The sequence below is a fragment of the Fuerstiella marisgermanici genome (genome assembly GCF_001983935.1).
Lineage (GTDB): Bacteria > Planctomycetota > Planctomycetia > Planctomycetales > Planctomycetaceae > Fuerstiella > Fuerstiella marisgermanici.
Map to the genome: position 1 here is coordinate 7,460,056 of NZ_CP017641.1, position 19,553 is coordinate 7,479,608.

At 53.0% G+C, this 19,553-nt stretch carries 16 protein-coding genes; all 16 read right to left on the minus strand.

What is annotated here, in order from left to right:
* Positions 1-29 precede the first annotated feature (29 nt).
* Positions 30-1,160 (minus strand): DegT/DnrJ/EryC1/StrS family aminotransferase, encoded by a 1,131-nt coding sequence (locus Fuma_RS28030; RefSeq protein ID WP_218922318.1) that lies wholly within the window; start codon positions 1,158-1,160, stop codon positions 30-32.
* Positions 1,126-1,539, minus strand: coding sequence for a sugar 3,4-ketoisomerase (locus tag Fuma_RS28035; protein ID WP_077027030.1), 414 nt, complete (start codon positions 1,537-1,539; stop codon positions 1,126-1,128). The genes Fuma_RS28030 and Fuma_RS28035 overlap by 35 nt, the downstream gene beginning before the upstream one ends.
* Positions 1,540-1,562: 23 nt before the next feature.
* Positions 1,563-2,756 (minus strand): formyltransferase family protein, encoded by a 1,194-nt coding sequence (locus tag Fuma_RS28040; protein WP_083732382.1) that lies wholly within the window; start codon positions 2,754-2,756, stop codon positions 1,563-1,565.
* The gene (locus tag Fuma_RS28045; RefSeq protein ID WP_077027032.1) at positions 2,753-3,703 is read right to left on the minus strand and encodes a polysaccharide deacetylase family protein; all 951 of its coding nucleotides are present in this window, start codon (positions 3,701-3,703) and stop codon (positions 2,753-2,755) included. The genes Fuma_RS28040 and Fuma_RS28045 overlap by 4 nt, the downstream gene beginning before the upstream one ends.
* Positions 3,704-3,992: 289 nt before the next feature.
* Positions 3,993-5,183 carry a carboxylate--amine ligase gene (locus tag Fuma_RS28050; RefSeq protein WP_077027033.1) on the minus strand — a complete coding sequence of 397 codons (1,191 nt, stop codon included), beginning with the start codon at positions 5,181-5,183 and terminating at the stop codon, positions 3,993-3,995.
* Positions 5,180-6,328 (minus strand): glycosyltransferase family 39 protein, encoded by a 1,149-nt coding sequence (locus Fuma_RS28055; protein WP_158521164.1) that lies wholly within the window; start codon positions 6,326-6,328, stop codon positions 5,180-5,182. The genes Fuma_RS28050 and Fuma_RS28055 overlap by 4 nt, the downstream gene beginning before the upstream one ends.
* A 122-nt stretch (positions 6,329-6,450) precedes the next feature.
* Positions 6,451-7,554 (minus strand): glycosyltransferase family 4 protein, encoded by a 1,104-nt coding sequence (locus Fuma_RS28060; protein ID WP_077027035.1) that lies wholly within the window; start codon positions 7,552-7,554, stop codon positions 6,451-6,453.
* Positions 7,551-8,246 carry an exosortase U gene (gene xrtU, locus Fuma_RS28065; protein ID WP_077027036.1) on the minus strand — a complete coding sequence of 232 codons (696 nt, stop codon included), beginning with the start codon at positions 8,244-8,246 and terminating at the stop codon, positions 7,551-7,553. Before xrtU ends, Fuma_RS28060 begins: the two co-directional genes overlap by 4 nt.
* A 135-nt stretch (positions 8,247-8,381) precedes the next feature.
* Positions 8,382-9,377, minus strand: coding sequence for an SDR family oxidoreductase (locus Fuma_RS28070; RefSeq protein WP_077027037.1), 996 nt, complete (start codon positions 9,375-9,377; stop codon positions 8,382-8,384).
* Between the two features lie 672 nt (positions 9,378-10,049).
* The gene (locus Fuma_RS28080) at positions 10,050-11,111 is read right to left on the minus strand and encodes an NAD-dependent epimerase/dehydratase family protein (protein ID WP_077028600.1); all 1,062 of its coding nucleotides are present in this window, start codon (positions 11,109-11,111) and stop codon (positions 10,050-10,052) included.
* A 5-nt stretch (positions 11,112-11,116) separates the two neighbouring features.
* Positions 11,117-11,548 carry a nucleotidyl transferase AbiEii/AbiGii toxin family protein gene (locus Fuma_RS28085; protein WP_229360957.1) on the minus strand — a complete coding sequence of 144 codons (432 nt, stop codon included), beginning with the start codon at positions 11,546-11,548 and terminating at the stop codon, positions 11,117-11,119.
* Between the two features lie 182 nt (positions 11,549-11,730).
* Positions 11,731-12,795, minus strand: coding sequence for an NAD-dependent epimerase/dehydratase family protein (locus Fuma_RS28090; RefSeq protein ID WP_077028601.1), 1,065 nt, complete (start codon positions 12,793-12,795; stop codon positions 11,731-11,733).
* 539 nt (positions 12,796-13,334) lie between these two features.
* On the minus strand, positions 13,335-14,354 hold the full coding sequence (gmd, locus tag Fuma_RS28095; RefSeq protein ID WP_077027040.1) for a GDP-mannose 4,6-dehydratase: 1,020 nt from the start codon (positions 14,352-14,354) through the stop codon (positions 13,335-13,337).
* Positions 14,355-14,395: 41 nt separating this feature from the next.
* Positions 14,396-15,412 (minus strand): GDP-mannose 4,6-dehydratase, encoded by a 1,017-nt coding sequence (gene gmd, locus Fuma_RS28100; RefSeq protein ID WP_077028602.1) that lies wholly within the window; start codon positions 15,410-15,412, stop codon positions 14,396-14,398.
* Positions 15,413-15,451: 39 nt separating this feature from the next.
* Complete coding sequence (locus Fuma_RS28105) at positions 15,452-16,402, minus strand: GDP-L-fucose synthase family protein (RefSeq protein ID WP_077027041.1); 951 nt, start codon at positions 16,400-16,402, stop codon at positions 15,452-15,454.
* A 484-nt stretch (positions 16,403-16,886) separates the two neighbouring features.
* Entirely contained in the window at positions 16,887-19,211 is a 2,325-nt protein-coding gene (locus Fuma_RS28110; protein WP_077027042.1) for a polysaccharide biosynthesis tyrosine autokinase, read from the minus strand.
* Positions 19,212-19,553: the final 342 nt, after the last annotated feature.

Here is a 19,553-nt window from a genome sequence, read left to right on the forward strand (position 1 = left end):
TCCTGTTTCTAAGGATAATTATCTCTTCCCTAATCCACGTTCTCTAAAGCGACGACAGAATGGACCACTGCATCCACCTGCTCCGGTGACATGTGGGGACCGATTGGCAGGCTTATGACTTCAGCGGCAAGTTTTGATGCGATTGGAGTTAAAGGCAGGTTAGAGTCGATATATCCACCCTGGTCTCGACAGGCGATTGGGTAGTGAATCTGGGTTCCTATCCCCACTGCAGCAAGATCGTTTGCCCAGCCCTGTCGATCGTTATGTCTAATGACAAACAGGTGATTTGAACTGCGACATTCCGTCGGAATCGATTGCATTTCAAATTCTGCATTACGAAATGCCAGTCGGTACCGATCTGCAATCGACTGCCGGCGTTCATTCCACTTGTCAAGGACAGCCAGCCTGACGTTTAGAATAGCCGCCTGAACCGGATCAAGGCGGCTATTGACGCCAATCACTTCGTGGACGTACTTCTTCCTTGAACCATAGTTGGCGATCATTCTTGCCTTTTCTGCAATTGCGTCATCATCCGTAGTGATTGCTCCTCCATCCCCAAACGCTCCTAGATTCTTGCCCGGGTAGAAACTCCAACAACAAGTGGTTCCGAAGCTGCCAACTCGATTTCCTTCTAGGGTAGCACCGTGAGCCTGAGCTGCATCTTCGATCACCGGGATCTCGTGAGCGTCTGCAATATCCTTGATGGCTGTGATATCGCATGGCAATCCATACAGATGAACTGGAACGATGGCCTTTGTCTTGGCTGTAATTGCACTTGCGATACCGTGCGGCGTCACATTCATTGTGCCTTCGTCTGGCTCAACAGGTACGATGGATGCTCCAGTCATGCTGACAGCAAGCCATGTCGCGATAAATGTGTGGGACGGAACAATGACCTCGTCGCCTGGCCCTACGCCGAAAGCTGTCAAAGCGATCGCCAAGGCGTCAAGTCCATTGCCTACGCCAATGCAATGTTTCGCACTGCAATATTCCGCGTAGTTTCGCTCGAATAACTCGACGTCTTTCCCGCCGATGTACCAACCGGTTGCAAAAGAACGAGAGACAGCATCGTCAATCTCTTCCTTCAGCTCTAAATAGGCTGGAAGAAGCTCTAGGAACGGGACATTAATCATTTGATGAGACGGCCTTGCAGAACTCATTGTAGTCTCGATAGTAGTCGTCTTCATCGTAGTGCCGTGAAGCAAGGACAAGGCAAACAGAACCAGATGAAAAATTATCAATCTCACGCCACATCATTGGGCCGACAACAAGCCCACTGTACGAACGATTAAGGTGGAATTTTTGCTGCCCGAATCCATCGTCAAGCATCACGTCGAAACTGCCGGACATTGCGATGATAACTTGCCATAGCTGTTTATGAGCATGACCGCCTCTCTCCGCGCCGCCCGGAACGTCGTAGAGGTAGTATACGCGCTTGATGTCGAATGGGATGTGTTTTCCCCCTTCGATGAACGACAGATTTCCCCGACGGTCTTCTATGCGAGGAAAACGAAGAAGGCGGCAGTCTTCAAATGGCATATGGCTAGTCAAGCAAATGAGGGTTAAATTTGACGAAGAAAAGCTTGTTGGTTGTTCTCAAATGCATAGTCAATCACAGTTTTTCCGTATGCGTCCCGCACTGTAACATCTGCTCCAGCATCTAAGACTTGGCGCACTATGGCCTGTGCATTCCTTGAGGGGCAATCCTTAGCGTACATTAGCGGTGTGGTTCCTCTCAAGTTCGATTGATTCACATCGGCGCCCCACTCTAACAGGGTTTCAATGGCTTCACTGTTGCCGTGATAGCAGGCGACCATTAACGGAGTCCAGCCATTTCGGTCTGCCCGATTCACTATCGAATTTAGCATGGGGTGGGAATCTAGATGCTCTGGCTTGTCTTCTGTTGTCCGGCACCACTGGTATAGGGAGTTGAATGGCGACAGAATCAGGTCGACACTGCGGTCTCGAGTGTGAAGTACGGCAGTCCAGGCGCCGGTACGTTCTGTAGCACATCGTGACGAAACTGATGTTGAAATTGATGTTGAAATTGATGCTCCCATCACTTGGCCAACGTCCAGTTCGGGGTATTGATACTCGTGAAACATGAATGCTCGGAGAGAGCAACTCGCTTGCCAGGCGGTTCCGTTCGTAACTATGGGAGGGGTGCCAAAATCGACGTCGCGTCGCGAAAAGTAGGATGCGCCAGTGACTTGTTGAGGCGTTGGCGTGAAGCTTCCATCGATTAGGTCCTGAATCTTGGACGTAAGCAGCTCTTCACCTGTTTCCATAAGTTGAAAATACAGGTCGCGTGAACTCCAATTTGGTAAAATTTCCACGGCCTTCTGATAGATCACGTCGCCTGTGTCAACTCCATGATCAATCTGATGAATCGAAACGCCAGTCGTGTTCGCTCCGTGAAGAATTGGCAGGACTGACGTCGCGACTCCCCGATATGCAGGCAATAGAGAGAAGTGGATATTGTAGAGTTGTGTTGTCTTGAAGCGGGAGGGCCGGAGAATTCGGTCAAATTCGACTGAGACGAACATTAGGTCGTGGGAGTCTTCTGCTTGCTCCAGTGACCAAACTGGAACATTGTGCCGTTCTGCAACGAAAGCGATCGAAGGTTGCCAAGTGTGCTTTCCAACATCATCCCGATTGGGAATGACGCTCAGCTGCTTGTTTGTATAGCCCGAGTCTATGAGGTGGCGAAGTACGTTGCACGCGATTTGGTTTTTCCCAGCAATACAGATCCTCATAGCTGTGCCTCGCGGTGTTTGTCTGATGCCAACTTCGACATGGCGAAGTTTGATATACCGAGTTGGCTCGCAGCGTTGAGTATGTGACGCAGTCCCACAATCAACTCTTTTGTGTCGAAGCCCATGTTAAAAGGGTGTGTCCAAAGGTGGTACACGCCACCATGTTTGGCCGCGTAGTTCAGGCCTCGAATGGCTTTGTTGACCCTTGCTTTCATGGAGACATGTTTGCCGACACCCATGAATGGAGAATAGAACTGCGACGCAGGAATCATCCACAGGTTATTGGCAACAAATTCGCAATTCCTAACCTGAGGTGTCAGGGCGCACGCACAATCGATCCACCGCAGGGCGGCGGCGGGAAGCGTGCCGGGAAGGCTTTCGAACCAGCGAGCTTCCGGGCCTCGATAGGCATAGAAGTCTCGATCTGCAAGCAGGTCAAAATGGGCCTGATAGGCCTTCGGGTAAACAAAACTACGGGGCCGAGGCAATTTTAGTTCGTCAAACAGCTCGATAAACAGGTCCAGCTCGTCAGCGAATTCCTGTCGGCCTTCTGGTTTCGTATTCACATACAGATGGGTGAGCGTGTGGCAAGCCAGTTCCTGAGGAACTGGACAATCCAGAATCCACTGCAGTACGTCTTCGGCGTACCAGTTCGGCACTGTTAGGTGATCCCCCGTCGGCACATCATTGTAGCGTGATGCCGCAAGCATCCGGTGTCGCTTCTGGCCACCCGGCTGTGCCATCAGAAGTGCGCCGACTGTGGCCCAGGTGGCGGATATTTCGAACTCGGCAAACAGGTCCAGCATTTGCCTGATCGCATCCCGTGCACCATCCAGCCATGGGCCAACTCTTGAGCTTGCAGGGCGACCGCGTGTTCCCCATGCGAGTTCAAAGTCCAGGGACACGACAAACGTGCCGGGGCTGCCTGAAGGTCGTTTGGTTTCCAACTGGTTGTTACTCTTAGCAGGGCTGGCCCGCTATCTGGCGGGAATAACGACGATGAAAAATGCCCTGTGGGATTGGCTTCCAACCTATCTCACAGGGCTACGCGATGACACTCAGGAATTGCCGAAGCTTAGTACGCTACTGCATCGTTAGTAACCGCGAACGTGCGTGGCGGACCAAACGTCCTTAAGCTCTTAGCTTGACCAGTGCGAGTTTTGCGCGGCGTCTGACATGTGTCGTGATCACTATAGCGGCTTCTGCATCGACGCTCTGGTGGTTAGACGTTCTTAGTCACTTATTGCTGCTGGAGAAGCGTGTACGAAGACGATGCAGATAGGTCCTGGCGATGCTAAATGAGGGCCACAGGTCTGCCCATGACCAAACGGCTCGTACGCGAATGCCTTTGTAGGATCTTAGCCAGCTAATCAGCCCCAGTTTTCCGGTGAAGAAGTACTTCGTGGCTGAAACCAGGTCCTTGTCAAACAGCAGCCATTTCGTTCCATTGCGTTGCTCTTCAAGGGCAGGCAGTGGTTGCTCGGCCAGGTCACAATACGCGTAGTAGTTCAGCGGTACATTTGAGGCACCGATCAGTGCGAACCAGAGTGTCTGTCTCGGGTTAACTTCGACCATCTTGTATGTTTGATCGCGTTCGTCAAACTTGAATTCTGTTCCACACACACCGCGATAGCCAATCTTTCTCAGAAACTCGACGCTTAGGTCTCGCACTGTCTCGTTCCAGCAGGCATCGGCCAGCGACGCACTGCCGAAGCCTGGTGGGTACTGACGCAATTTTCTTCCTACGAAAACAGGGCCTGGTTCTCCGTCTGATTGACGCAAATAAAGACCGCCAACCCATAGGTTTTTTTCCGGACCGGGAATCATTTCCTGAATCATTAGGTCATGCACGTCGGCCCTAAATCGGTCAATGATCTGGTGGAACTCCTGAATCGTTTCGGCAACCAGAAGTTTCTTTCCTTTCAGTCGTTCCCGCCACAGGTGGCCGTGGATAGGCTTCAGGATGACAGGAAAGTCGAATGGCTCGACCAGTTGAAGTGCCTCATCGGCCGTCTTCGGAAAGGCAGTCCGAGGGGAGGCGACTTCGTATTGGCAGCACAGGTCGTAAAATCGCTTTTTGTCTGTGACAACGTCAGCAATTCCGGGGCGTGTTGAGTCTGCAATTCGAAAGTGTTGTTCCAACCGGTCACGATGCTCGGCGACGGCAAGCACCATTTGATCGGTCGTCTGAAACAGGACAGGTTTATGCTCCTGTTGCGCCGCGAAAACGACAAGGCGATCCAGCAGTTCATCTTCCGAATCAGCAACGATTCCCTTGTGCTGTTTGCTGGCGTATCGGCTGGCAAATCCTGGGCGGAACGATTCGAAGTCAGCGAACACGACAGGTATGCCTTGACGTCCCAGATCTCGGCCAACGCCAAGTCCGGTCGCAGATGCTCCGCAAATGACGGCCGTCGGCTTTTTCAAGTGCGGACCTCTGTTCCGGCCGGTGTCAGGGCCTGCCAGTGCTGTTCCGCTGGCTGCACGCGTCCTGCAGACTTTCTAAGCAATTCCGGCGTATAGTTTTTCGCATAGCCGATGGCCGCGATCAGGATGTAAACGTTTGCAACCTGCAGTCGCCAGCGCATAAGCGGTCCAGCATTTGTGGTTACGCTGGAGTAGGCAAACGTGATCGCGAATGCGACAAATAACAACGAGAAGCACTGGAACCGATGGTACTTTAGAATCCGTCTGAATCCTCGGTACATTTTAGGAATCATGTACAAAACGATAGCTACTTCCGGAATTGCCATCCATTGCCGCACACTGTCCATCTCTGAAGGGTTTAGGCTGACGAAAAAGAAATAGATGCCGATTGCCACGCCAGTCACGGTGTCAACGACGTTCTTCCCAATCTCTGGGATGTCGCTGTTGTAGACCGCTCCCGAGCCTCGGTTCATTTTGACTCGCGTAGAGTTCCAGTAATCGAGATCTGTCATTTGTGCAGCCTTGCCTGTGGTAAAGACCTTTTCAACTCCGACGGAAGCCATAATCGGAACGAACAGGAAGCTCAATACAACAATGCGCTGAACAAACTTTGATTTGTTTCGCGATTTCACCACCAAAAACGAGACCAGCCACGACGCAGGAACCAGGAATAACAATACGCCTGCGACATATCCGCGATACCCTGCAGTAAGTACAAGCCCGATCGGTAGCGCGGCTACGTGACGCCCGCGACCGCCGGAAGCGATTGCAGTCATGCCCAGAAAGATCATAGCCATCGCCAGCGTGCTGTGGGAGTCTCGAACCGGTAGGCAGGAGTAGTAAAGCTGTGTCGGGAAGTAGCAGGCCCATGTCGCACACCTTAGTGCGGTTTTGGGGTCAGTGATATAGCGAGCCATTCGCCAAACGCAGAGGATTACTAAGCTGCCTGCTAGCGCATTGATCAAACGCACAGCCATCATGGAATCACCGCTCATGTAATAGATGATGCCAACAACGTGCTCATAAAGATGATCAATAACTCCAGTAACTCTGGAGGGCCAAGCCGTTTTTCCGGAAGAACGATAGTAGTCGGCAATCTGCCGACCAAGACTGTCGTACAGGAATGCATCTTTTGTGAGTCGCAAGCTCCGTTCGACGCCGGAAAAGTGCAAAAGCAGGAGTAGTGAAACTCGGACTGTGAAGCCGGTCCAAAACAGACCGAGCACCTTCCTTCTTTCGCCTCTGGAGATCTTTTGAGATATTTCCATTATTGAGTTGTGGTGTATCCATTTTGGCATGAGCGAGCCACGCCCGTGATGGCACCTTTTAGCAAGGGGCCTACTGTGGTGATCGCAAATCTTGTTTCCACGTCTGTGCGGGCCGCTTCAGCGATGCGATTACGAAGTTCGGAATGTTCAATCAACGTCGCCAGTGCAGTTACCCATTCGGCGTTCGTTTCGACAAGGAATCCTGTTTCGCCGTCGTTTACGAGTTCGCAGTTGTAGCCGATTTTGGTGGCGACGCCTGGCACCCCAGTCGCCATGTATTGCCGCAACTTGCAGCCGCTTTTCCCTTTGCTCCAGTCTTCTAGCGGCAAAGGCATAATTCCAATATCCAGGCTGTGAAACAGTTCCCCCTCTTTGTCCAGGCTCCAGGCAACTTCTTCTGTTCTGACGCCGTCGGCGAGAAATGAGCCGCCAATAACTCGAACAATGACCTGTGGATAGCGACTGCAAATTTCACGCAGTGCCTCGGTGATCAGCTTCAGGTACTTCGCTGTCGATGGACTGCCCACCCAACCGATTACAATCTGCGGCTTGTTGTTGGTGTGTTTGCTGCGAGGGTACAGACGTTCTGTGTCTTCTGCCTCGGGAACGATCGTGACCGCTTCGTTGTATCTCTTTGCAAAATCGGCAAGAAAGTTGTTGGGGACGACTACCCGATTAGCCAGCGCCACAACGTCATTGGTCCGGGATGGGGGCTTTAGAAAGTCGAGGAAGCGATGGTTTCCACTGGGCTTGTGTATCTGGATGGCGTCGTCAAAGTCGAAGATCAAGGGGACGTTTTTCTTGCGTAGCTTTCGCTCAATGATTGGCGGTCCATACGGGAACGCGGCTTTTAGAACGTAGACAGCATCGTAATTAGATGCTTGCCTGACCAGCCTGAGCCGCTCCCGGAATCCCTTCGCCAGCATCCAGATTTTCTGCAGGTAGGCCCCTTTTCTGCGAGAAACCGGATAGTCACTTTCAGAAATCAAAGGGCGGACGTCGCATACCATCCCGGATTTTTCCAGCCATGGAATCAGATTGTAAACCCGATATCGTGGGCTGGGTGCCTGTTTAGGATACAGGACAAGAAAAAGGACTTTCACGAGGATGTTTCGGAGTTAGCTTGTTGCTCGGGCTGTGCTGTTTCTTGACGCCAATATGCAAGGAACTTGGCTCTGGTGCTTACATGCAAGTCGATAACTTCTTTCGTAAGCGTGTCGCCAATCTGGCGTCCGACGACAAACACCTGACACTGGCGAGTTGGGTCCTGTCTCTGGTGCGACGGATGAAGGTCGGACATGCGATCTCCGAATCTATCCAGAATTCCCCGGTTACCGTTGTCGGGTTGGCTCAGGTCATAATTCGGCGGTACGACGCCCATGCCATCGTCAAAGAACAATGAAAAGACAACCAGTGCCTGCTGCCCGGATGGCTTTTCAAATATTGAGGCAACGCATGGCCAATCGTTGTCTTCGAGTTGAATGATTTTTCTCGACACATGTTTCCAGCCTGTGGCGACATAGCAATCAGACAGCTCATGCCATCCTGTGTAACCCGCCTGATCAAAGCTGACAACGGCTCCGCCAAAATCGGAGACATAGTACCAGCTACTCGCCCAGACTCGTTCGCTGGCAACAGTGTCCGCTGGCGTAAACCTGGTCAAGGACCAGTCTCCAAGTTTGGAGGGGAGACAATCTTCATGAAAGAGGATGTCACCGCGTTCCGTACCTGGAGGTAGCGAGCTATTTGAAGGGATCAGCCACTGAAGGAAAATCTGCCCTGTGATCGCCAACATACAGGCGAGTAGTATGTATCGCCCTGACGGCCTGTGCTGCGTGCTGCTCAACGACGAGCTTTCCTGAAACGCGGAAGGTGAATGATTGAGATGGCCGCTTTTTCCTGGAGCGTTAAGCGACCTTAGTGCAAGGCACTAATCGAAGTAGGAGGCAACAGTTGTTTGCAAGCCTTCTTCCACCAGAACCTGGGGCACATAGCCAAGCTGCTGTTGGATTTTGGATATGTCGGCCAGGCTGTGGCGAACATCCCCGTCACGGAAATTCTGGTAGTTCGGCTTGCTGGATGCTGAATCCGGAACCCTTTTTGCCACGAGATTCCTGAGGTGTTCGAATAGCTGATTAAGCGTGGTTTGCTGACCGCAAGCGACATTGTATACGGTGTTCCGGGCCGAATCGTCCGCTTTTGCACTCAGAAAGTTTGCCAGAACGACATTATTCACGTAACAGAAGTCCCGGCTTGTCTCGCCATCACCATTGATCTGGACTTCATTCTGTTGCATCAATGCGTCAATCCATTTGGGGATGACTGCCGCATAGGCGCCTTTGGGGTCCTGCCGTGGTCCAAAGACATTAAAGTAGCGAAGGCCGATACATCGAAAGTTGTAGACCCTCGCAAACACTTCAGCATAGATTTCGTTGGCGAGTTTTGTGAGGGCATAGGGGGACAGCGGCCGGCCGATGATGTCTTCTCGTTTGGGGAGCGCGGGGCTGTCTCCATACGTAGAACTGGATGCTGCGTAAGTGAAGCTACTGACCTTCTCATCTTTGGCGGCTACCAGCATATTCAGGAAGCCACCAATGTTGACTTCGTTTGAGCGAATTGGATTTTCAATTGAGCGCGGTACCGAACCTAGCGCTGCCTGATGTAGGACGTGATCAACATTTTGCACTGCGGCTACGCAAGTGTCTGGTTCGCAGATATCACCTTTGATGAATGTAAATTGGTCGGCCTTCGCCCCGACCGCATTTAACACGGTGTCAATATTCTGTTGATGGCCCGTTTCGAAATTGTCGAGGCCTACGACAATTTGATCCTGCAGCAGGAGGTTTTGCACCAGATGTGAGCCGATGAACCCCGCCGCGCCGGTTACTAGCCACTTCTGTCGGTTGTCGAGCGTTAAGGGAATCATTTGCTATCGTGGATCTGGCAATTAATGCGGTGTATATGACGCGGGGATTCGGCTCGCTGCACTTGCGGCCGACAAGCTTTCTCAAATCACCGTTGCGACTTGCGGCCTGAGAGTCGTTGCCACGAGTCTCAATCAGCCAGCGGTTAAGAGGTAGCGGAGGAGAAAGGCTATGCCACAGAGGGATACCACGGCCGCCAGCACTGCGCAGACCGTTAACGCCCGGCTGAGCGTCACCAATACAGATACCTGTTCATCACGCGACTCGTTCGGCATCATGGTGTTGCAGGGTGATTGTCTACACAGTGCCCGAATTGACGTTCTGGCGGAGGCTCTGAACCGGTCTCGATCGAGCCAAACTTTTTGATTCGCTAAGCTGTGGTCGAAAATAATGCCCGCCAAGGCGTACTTCGTCCCCTTGGGTGACACCTGGTACAGGTGAGCCAATAGGGAGTTCAGGTTTTCGTAGTCGCCGGTAGACCGTGCTCGTCGCTGCAAAGTCCGTAGTTCGCACAGCAGGCGGTCGCCCTGTGATGAGGTCACGGTAGCTTACGGTTGATGGAGCGGCCAAGATAATCCCGGCCATTCCGGAGCACGAGGAAATAATTCCGAACACTCGCGTAGCAAGCCGTTTTTGCCGGGCGGACTTGCTTGTTGTGTCTTGCTGTATGCTGCTCAAAATTCCGCGGCCGTCCGCTGCTTCCACGCTGACACAATCTGTTCGATCGTTTCGGTCAGACTTACTGATATATTCCAGCCAGGGTAATGCGATCGCATTTTGGACAGGTCGCTGTAGTAACAAATGTGGTCGCCGATCCGGTTGTCATCGACGTAGGTGTAGACCTGTTTTCGGTTGCTGAACTGGCTGGCGATTTCGAAGGCTTCCAGGATGCTGCAACTGTTGTCTTTGCCGCCACCGATATTGTAGACCTCAGCAACACGCGGCGTTTCGATGAAGGCGTGAATGAACCTCGCCACGTCTTCGCTGTGAATGTTGTCTCGAACCTGCTTGCCCTTGTAGCCGAAGACTTTGTATTCGCGACCTTCCAGGTTGCATTTAACCAGATAGCTAAGGAACCCATGAAGCTCAACGCCGCTATGATTGGGGCCGGTTAAGCAACCGCCTCGCAGGCAGCAGGTCGGCATGTTGAAGTAGCGTCCGTATTCCTGCACCATCACGTCGGCCGCCACTTTGGACGCTCCAAAAAGGGAATGCTTGGACTGATCGATGGAGAGGGTTTCCGGGACGCCATTTGCATATGTCGGATCGTCGTAGTCCCAGCGAGTATCCAGTTCCTTTCGTGCGATGGTGTTGGGCCGGTCTCCATAGACTTTGTTGGTCGACATGTGGGCGAACGGTGATTCCGGGCACGCCTGTCGAGCGGCTTCCAGCAGATTCAGTGTGCCGACCGCGTTAGTGTCGAAGTCGTCGAAGGGAATCGCAGCGGCTCGATCGTGGCTGGGCTGAGCGGCCGTATGCACGATGGCGTCTGGCTTTACAGATTTTATGAGTTGCAGCACGCCGTCGCGGTTGCGGATGTCGACTTCATGATGTTCGAAGTTTTGAATCGCGCTGGCCAGTCGTTGCTGATTCCAACGAGTGTCGCCCTGAGGGCCGAAAAAGACGGCTCGCTGGTTGTTGTCGACTCCGTGGATCTTCCAGCCTGCCGCAGCAAAGTGCAGGCAAACTTCGGAACCGATCAGTCCGGACGAGCCGGTGACAAGTAGGTTTTTCACGGTTTTCAATTGTCCGGTTCGGATTCCAGCCATGTCTGAAGCTCCAGAATGTCTGGAATATCCTTTGGCCGGCCGGCGGCCCGCTTGTTCTTTATCAGCGTTTTCGGAGAGATGACTGGGATCAACAGTTCGTCCACAGTCATTTCGTTTCGCGTGGTATAGACTTCATCAAAATCCACACCGTCAATTCTGGTCAAAAGGTCAATTCGAAAGGGGGCTCGGCCGAGCATGATCACCTTGCCGTCTTCAAGCAATGGCTTACCCGACTCGGGCAACGTTCCCTCGAAACCGAAATTGATCAGCACGCTGCGGAGCCGTGATTCGTTGTCAGAATCGGCCGCGACCAGAAAGTCGATGTCACCGGTCGCTCTTGGGTTTCGGTACAGGTTGTAGGCATAGCCGCCAATCATCACGAACCGTACGCCTGTGGAAATCATCAACTCGATAAATTCTCTGAAATCCGGTGGAAGCGGCATAGTACGGAGCCATTAACTGCATAAATACTTCAAAACGCTGACTGATCGTAAGGTGGTCATCATCGTCGCTGGCAGCTTGCTCTGCGTCGGCATGGTTTTCGAAGGTTCGTAAGATGCGTTCCATTGTTAATTTTCCATGCGTCTTACCGAGAAAATCCAATCCAGTCTGATTGCGTGTCTGCGAAGTCGGCGATTTCCGTCAGGATCTGATCGACCGTAGTCGTTGGTCGCCAGTCCCATACCCCGGTGGCCAAAGTGTGGTCGAGCACGACCCACGGCAAATCGAACGGGCGTGGTGACGCATCGACAGTGACGTTGCGTGGTCCCCAGCGTTCTTCGCACCACTGGCTAAGTTGTCGAAGTGACCTGGCCGATGGAAGCCCGCCGGATACGTTGACGATCGGCGGTTTGTCGCCGCGAGTTGATTCCATTTGTTGAACCAGCAACGGCACCATGTCACGCGGATGCAGGCAGTCTCGCACCTGATGCCCCATTCCGTCGAAGCCGATATATTTCAGTGGCTTATTTTCTTTCCAGCTGTGAAGCCAAAAAGCGAAAATTCCCTGGTCGGCTTTGCCAAACTGCCCTGCCCCGGCCATGACTCCGCAGCGATTGATCCACACCGGGAAGTCGAACGTCATCCCGTATTCCAGCGCCATCTGTTCCGAGGCGAGTTTGGTGGCTCCGTACAGCGACACAGGTGCGGCGGTCGAAAAGTCTTCGCCAATACCGCCGCTGGTGAGCCCTTCTTTGTTCGGCTGCTGAGGTTCGAAGGCGTGATTCCTAGAAGCTACAGTCAGCGCGGCCAGCGGGGGGATTGAGTAGACTCGGCTTGTGCTAAGAAGAATGAACCCCGCGTTGTGCTGCTTGCAATGTTCGAGCAGGTTAATTGTTCCGGTAAAATTGTAGTCTACGAGTTGCCGACTACTGGACTTGCCGTCTACACCCGCAAGGACGCTGGGGTTGGCGGCGGCATCAATGACCCAATCAACGTTGCCCACAGCTTCAAGATCGGTTGAGCAGCGAATGTCGCCGTGCATGACAGTGATGTCGTGTTCAGCGAGTCGTTCTCGGTTTCTCCAGCTTCCATTGCGGGACAGATTGTCAATGCCGACGATCTTCAGCGAATCGGCGGCCTCGCGTGAACGAAAAGACATCGCCAGTTCGCTGCCGACAAAGCCACAGATGCCAGTAATCAGGATCTTCATTTCGCTTCCGTTGAGCGAACCTGTGAAGCTTCCGTGGTCTTTCGCCACAGCCTCTTGGTTCTTGCTTCTTTTTTCGAGCGAATCGAAATGTAGCGCGGTAGCGCTGTCCCAAAATTCATCGGAGAGTGTGCGCCTTGTCGGGGGGGCAACTACTTGACTTAGTGACGATCGACCAATCTCTTGCCATCTGTGAATTGTCGGGACTTTGAGCTTTAGCGAACTGCTCCGTTTTATTCACCCGATCGGCAGAGACCTGCCGCAGCCACGCGTGCACTCCGTCATCGGTGCATATTCAAACACGAGCAAGGCTTCAAGATCGCTGCTGCGTTGAAAAGTGGTGCGACAGTGTTCAGCCAGTCCCACTCGGTCGTTCAGCTGCAGGTTGTTAAGTTCGTGCGTGCCGGTCACGACTAAGGAATGCAATGAAAGCTGGAAGGCAGATTGCGTCCAAGGTCGGAGCCCAGTGCCATCGACTATTACCTCGTTTGTGATGTACGGAAGTCGCTCACTTACAGCCGGGGCAAAAGTTGGTGTCCCGTTCAAGAGGATGCAGCTCCAGCTTTTGCTGTGGCCGAAGCGTGAATGGCCTGGCAGTCGTGGTCTACCATCAATTGGACGAGTTCCGCGAAATTGACGCTGGGTTGCCAGTTGAGTGTTGTGTGGGCCTTTTCAGGATCACCCAGCAACTGACAGGCATCCGCCGGGCGTTTGAATCGATCGTCGATGATGACATGATCCTGCCAGTTGAGATCGACATGATCAAAGGCCGTTTGCAGGAGCTGGCGGATGGTATGCGACTTGCCCGTGGCCAGCACGAAGTCACCGGCCGTATCCTGCTGTAGCATCAACCACATGGCCCGAACATAGTCTTTGGCATAACCCCAATCGCGGGCGGCATCCAGATCGCCCAGTGACAGGTTGTTCTGCAGTCCGGCTTTGATTTTTGCCGCCGCCAGCGACACCTTGCGAGTCACGAAGTTTTCACCGCGGCGAGGGCTTTCGTGGTTGTAGCAGATGGCGTTGCAGAAAAAGAGACCGTGCGCTTCGCGGTAGATTTTTGTCATCTGGGTGGCGAACGCTTTTGCGCAACCATATGGAGAATTCGGATTGACGGGCGTTGATTCGTCCTGAGGGCTGACCGTCGGTGTGCCGAAGATTTCACGACTGCTGGCGTGTAGAAACCGGGGCGGCTGCGGCTGGTCTCGGAGAATTTCCATAATCCGCAACGTACCGATTGCGGTTGTGTCGCACGTGCTTTCCGGGATGTCAAAGCTGAGTCCCACGTGAGACTGGCCGGCAAGGTGATAGAACTCGGTCGGCTGAACCCTGGTGACAATTCGACGAATGGTGGTCGGGTCGTCAAGGTCGGCATAGTGCAGAAACAGGCGTTTGTTGTAGACCGATTCATCTGCGTACAGATGCTTCAACCTTGAACGTTCCATGGTGCTTGAGCGGCGTACCAGCCCATGAACTTCGTACCCGTTTTCGAGCAAGAGCTCCGTCAGGTAGGAACCGTCCTGCCCGGTGATCCCCGTTATCAGCGCGGTATTGGAACTCATGTTTCGTTTCTGGACGTCGAGTTTATCAACAGTAAGCAAACCTATGCCTGGCTACTTAGCACCACTGCTTCCTGGCGTGCGAGTTCCAGGTCGTTTTCGACCATCAATCGAGCCAGTTCTTCCAGCGATGTACTAGCTGTCCATCCGAGCTTTTCTGAGGCTTTGGATGGATCGCCCAGCAACAGATCGACTTCGGCTGGCCGGAAATAGCGAGGATCGATTTCGATATAGTCTTTTGGGTCGAGTTCCAGTTGCTTGAACACGAGATCAGCAAAGTCCTGGACAGTTTGCGTTTCTCCGGTAGCCAGCACGAAATCATCGGGCTCATCGTGCTGCAGCATCCTCCACATGCCTTCGACGTAGTCTTTGGCATAGCCCCAGTCTCGTTTTGCGGCCAGGTTGCCGAGGTACAGTTTTTCCTGCAGTCCCAGTTGAATCCGCGTGGCGGCTCGTGTGATTTTGCGAGTGACAAACGTTTCGCCGCGACGTGGGCTTTCGTGATTAAACAGAATGCCGTTCACAGCGAACATATCGTAAGACTCACGATAATTCACGGTCTGGTGGAATGCGTACACCTTCGCACAGGCGTACGGGCTTTGAGGTCGAAATGGGGTCCTTTCCGTCTGCGGCGTCTCAAGGACTTCACCAAACATTTCGCTGGACGATGCCTGATAGACCTTGGTGGCCTTGCGTTTGTTCAGTTGCCGGGCCGCTTCCAGCACGTTAAGGGCTCCGCCTCCGGTGGCCTGAAACGTATAGGCGGGCTGGTCGAAAGAAACTCGGACGTGGCTCTGCGCGCCGAGGTTGTAGATTTCGTCCGGTTCGATATCGAGCACCAAATTGGTGATACTTTGCCCGTCCGTCAGATCGCCGTAATGCAGAAACAGCCGGGCGTTGGGGTTGTGCGGATCTTTGTAAATGTGGTCGATACGTTCGGTGCCGAAAGTACTTGAACGGCGCACGATGCCGTGTACGTCGTAGCCTTTCTCCAGTAACAGTTCGGCCAGATAAGAACCGTCCTGTCCGGTGATACCGGTGATTAGTGCTACCTTCGTCATTTCCTGTTGGTCTCCGGGCAAATGCACTGCCGCCTGCATTTAGACGGCACGTAATGAATCGTTCTCTAGTTCTGCACGAAAAGCTGCGTACGTACTTTTCAGACCTTCATGAAGGCCAATCTGTGGTGACCACCCAGTGGACCTGATCCGTGAAATGTCGCAGAGCTTACGTGGTGTGCCATCAGGCTTCGTGGGGTCCGTCTCGATCCGTCCGCGAAAACCGACAGTATCCGCAACCGCTTTTGCGAGTGCGTGGATACTGACTTCTTCACCACTACCAACGTTGACGAGATCCGGGGGGTGGTCTAGTTTTAGCAAATGCAGGATCGCCGCCGCAAGGTCGTCAACATGCAGGAATTCGCGCAATGGACTACCAGTCCCCCAGATTGTGACTGACTCGTCATTGGCCTCTGACGCTTCGTGAAACCTACGGATGAAGGCGGGCAGCACGTGCGAATTTTCCGAATGGTAATTGTCGCCCGGACCGTACAAATTTGTGGGCATGGCTGAATGGAATGTCACGCCGTACTGCCGCCGATAGAACTGGCAGAGTTTCAGACCGGCGATTTTTGCAATTGCATACGCTTCGTTGGTCGGCTCCAGTTCGGACGTGAGCAGGCTTTCTTCGCGAATCGGCTGTGGGGCCATTCTCGGATAGATACATGTGCTGCCAAGAAACAGGAATCGGCGGACCCCATGTTCGAATGCCGCCTGCACAGCATTCGATGCCATCACCAGATTCTCATAGATGAACTCAGCAGGATAAGAATCATTCGCATGGATACCGCCGACTCGTGCGGCAGCAAAGACGACCACTTCGGGGGATTCCTCGGCGTAGAATTGATTCACCTGCGCCTGGTTCGTGAGGTCCAGTTCTGACCGTGTGCGGAGCAGAAGGTTTGCATATCCCTGCTGCTTGAGCAATCGAACGACTGCGGCGCCCACCATGCCGCGATGTCCAGCCACGTGGATTTTTGATTCAGCGTTCATGAGTTTTTTTTGGGGGAGGGGGCACTCACAGCGGTCCATGCGCGGACTTCGTCCCCTTGGGTGACAGGTGCAGTGCAGCACGTGCCATTCTTCAGGTGGCTTCCTGTCCAACGGCGTTGACCGGCCGCCAATTGCCGACGCCTTTAGTTTGTGGAGTTTTCGCCAATTTTGTAGTAAACGTTGCGGTAACACCAGACAGGATTGTCTCGCGACAAACCGAGGTGCCCTCCCATGGCTACGGTGCGGCATGCTTCTTCAAGCTTGAGGCCAGTCGGAAGTCAGAGGCTGGTCGTTTTTTTCGACCGTAGCCGAGGTCTTCGGCATAACGCTGGTTAACCGGCAGCGTGCCCCACAATAGTACGGCGTCATGTCGTGAGCATGGGCGGGATCAAGACGACCAACAGGATTTTGTGCCGTTCACCCGCCCTGCCCTCTGCCTGGCAGAGGGCGATTGCTCACGCTTTTGCATCCATTGCCAACGCGACTATGTGGACACTTCCTCGGCCTCAGCTGCAGCTTCCTCTTCGGGGTCGGCTTCTGCAAAGTAACCTTCGTTCTGTTTGTCGCCATAGCCGTAGTTGTAGCTGTAATCTTTGTATCGATATCGATAGTCCGAATAGCTGTAGTTGCCGTAACCGTAGGCATCGGTTTCTTCAACGCCGTTAATCACGATTCCCGACATGCTGGCTCCGACATCGCGAAGCTGCTCCAAAGCTCGTCGCCCGAACTCGCGAGTATGGCGACTTAGTCGCACACACAGAACCACTCCGTCGACTCGTGGAGCCACGCTGCATGGATCCGTCACGACCAACACCGGCGGCGTATCCACAATGACGTAGTCGAATTTTTCACGCAGCACAGAAAGCAGATGTTCGTATTCCGGCCGAGATAGTAGTTCCGATGGGTTCTTGGGACGCGATCCGCAAGGCATGACATAGAAGCCTTCCAGTTCGGTTTCTTTAATTGCGTCGCTGATTTCTGCTTTGCCACGCAGAACGTCCACCACACCCTTCTTGTTATCGACGCCGGTCAGTTTATGTACTTTCGGACGTCGGAAGTCACTCTCCATAATCAACGTCTTTTTGCCCGATTGAGCCAGTGAGACGGCGAAGTTCATCGCCAACGTCGACTTTCCATCACCCGCCGCCGGACTGGTCACCTGGATCACACGATGAGCGTTTCCGAGTGCACTAAAGCAAACGGCAGTACGTACAGACCTGTAGGCTTCGGAAGGTCTCGAACGAGGCAGGTGCAGGCAAATTAGCGAGCGATCCATGACGGTATCCTTTGGGATCTTTCGCAGCTTTTGTTCCTGCATGTAAGGAACGTGCCCGAGGATCGGAATACCGAATTCGCGAACGATCTCTTCCGGCTTGCGGAAACTGCGGTCGGCCACTTCAACGATATAGCCGAGCAATAGTCCGGCGAAGGCACCCAAAAAGGCCCCCATCCCAAGGAACTGCGGCATTTTGGGATAGACCAACTCGCCGTGCGAAGCTTCGGTAAGGATTGAAGCTGAAACCCCGCCCATGTTTGTGGGGAGTTCAGTGTCCCGCATTTGCTGTTGGACGTCCTCAAACAATGATGTTTCTCGATCAATGCGACGAACAAAAGTTGCTCGTTGCAACTCATAGTCTCGCAGCGCTTTGGCTGCTCGTTCCTCTTGAGCTGCAAGTGATTGAAGCTGCTCAAGAGTCGTTCTAAGCACCTCGATTTCCTGAGCGAGTGAATTCATATAGATGGCCAAGAAGTCAGGCCGCTCGGGCGCAGGTTCAGGAGTCTTGGCCCCCGTCGCCTGACGTTCGGCGGTGTCTATCCCCGCCAATTTCTCAAAATGAGCTCGGGTTAGCTCAATTCGCTTTCTTAATGCGACCAACTTAGGGTGACCTGAACCCACTTCCTCGGCGAGGATCGCTTCTTCCATCAACAGTGGAAATAGTGCCTGAAACATCGTCTTGGCACTAGAAACGACATTCTCTATTTTTTCTGGCGTGTCTACTTCTGCCCCTTCAGAATATTTGCCAACCAAAAGCAAAAGTGCGTCTCGCTGGCCCCCTTTTCTCAATGCCTCGTTCAACGCTACTAACTCAGCTTTCAGTTCTGTTTCCCTGATCACCAATTCCGAAGACTTATTCTGAATCCCAGCGAGTCGCTGCCGATGCGGATTCTCGCCATCGCTTCCCAATGGTGAACTCTTGTCGAACTCCGCGTACTCATTTTCAAGCTTGTTCAGCCTTTCGCCAAGCTCGTCTTTCGCCTGGCTGAATAGCTGCTGAAGCTTTGTGACGGCATCTTCATAGCTTTCCTGCTGATGCAGGATGTATTCATGCGAGACGGCGTTTGCTATTCGTTCTGTGTCCGTTGGGTTTGCGCCTTCGCATTTCAATAACAGAATATTTGACGCAGCAGCTTCAGTCTGTGCAGTAACCACTAAGGCGATTCGCTTTAGGGCCTCTTCCTTTGGTAGGCCCCTGAGGGTGGGAAGTTCGCTTAGGTTGTGGTTGTCATAGCAGGGGTCAAGCAATTTGCGACTGGTGACCACGAACTGGGCGTCCGAGAGGTTTCGCTCTGCCAAACGGCTTTCGACCATAGGGTCAGTGCTGTGGTGGATCACCTGAAGCAAAGCGGTTGAGCTGTACAGGGGCGTTTGTCGCTGGAAAAAGAGGTATCCAAGCCCTGCGCCGATCAGCGCTAAGACAATAATGAAGGCCTTGCGACGGCTTAGGAAGCCCCACATGTCGAGGCCTTGATCCTCATCTGTAGCACTGTCAAACGAGGCCCAAGGGGCATCCTGCGGTTGAGTTTGCACGTGTTTTTACTCCGAATTTCCGTTCAAGTCGTACTATGTGCGGCAGTCGCCGCCAAGTTAACGCAGTAGAATCTGACGATTGTGCATCAATAAGACGAATAATCCACGAAATGCTCTCGAATTAACTAAAACTAGCTCCAGTCGCGGTCAGAACTCTAAGCTGGAGAACCTGGGGTGATTTGTTGAGAACCCGCAACAAATTGACAATCCGCGTTGTGAAAACGCAACATGGCTGTTCAGCAGCGTTATCAATTTGAGTGATGTTGCGGTTCGGCACCTCATTAGTGCGAACATTGATGCCGAGTCACAACGGCAACGCTAAGAATCGAAAAAGCGTAGCCC